Origin of the sequence: Xanthobacter autotrophicus, assembly GCF_030015065.1 — a bacterium.
Taxonomy (GTDB): Bacteria; Pseudomonadota; Alphaproteobacteria; order Rhizobiales; family Xanthobacteraceae; genus Xanthobacter; species Xanthobacter autotrophicus_D.
The window spans coordinates 1-601 of sequence record NZ_JAIVFN010000306.1; the positions used below are offsets into that span (position 1 = coordinate 1).

Consider the following 601-nt stretch of genomic DNA (forward strand, 5'->3'; position numbering starts at 1 on the left):
CCCGTGTGGTCGGGCTGTTCGCACCGTGGGTGATGGACGAGCTGCGCCTGTTCAGGCTGCAGGCCACGGTCGTCGACTTCAACCTCGGCTCGGCGCGGGTGCTGGAGAAGAACGGCTTCCAGGAGGAGGGCGTGGAGCGCTGCGCGGTCTACAAGCGCGGCGTGCTGCACGACCTTCGCCGTTTCGCCCGGGTACGCACCCAGCTGCCGTGAACACGCGGGCTGGCTGTTGTAGAGCCGAGCCCATGCTCGGCTGCACTTCCGCCAACAGCAGCCGAGCGTGGGCTCGGCTCTACAGAGAGCACCGCCGAGCGTCGGTCAGCCCAAGGGGGAATGCCGGCTACCGCATCGGCACCAGCACCGCCTCGCGCCGGTACAGCGCCGGGAACTGCCTGCCCAGCGCGGCCAGCTTCGGTGCGTCGTAGTAGCGGATGTAGGCCGCCTGCGGGTAGTTGGTCATGTAGTTCTGGTGGTAGCTCTCGGCCGGGTAGAAGCGCTGGCCGCTGACCAGCTGGGTGACGATCGGCGCGCGGTAGCTGCCGGCCTGGCCGAGCTGGGCGATGTAGGCGCGGCTGGCAGCCTGCTGGCGTGCGTCGTCACTG

2 protein-coding genes are annotated in these 601 nt (G+C 69.2%); one reads left to right on the forward strand and one right to left on the reverse strand.

Going from position 1 to position 601, the window contains the following annotated elements; genetic code table 11:
• On the forward strand, positions 1-212 hold a 212-nt coding region (locus K9U40_RS23245; RefSeq protein WP_282892436.1), incomplete at its 5' end, for a GNAT family N-acetyltransferase.
• A 127-nt stretch (positions 213-339) separates the two neighbouring features.
• Here K9U40_RS23245 and K9U40_RS23250 read toward each other — a convergent pair.
• Positions 340-601 (reverse strand): peptide-methionine (S)-S-oxide reductase (locus tag K9U40_RS23250; RefSeq protein ID WP_282892437.1); only part of this gene is annotated, 262 nt, incomplete at its 5' end.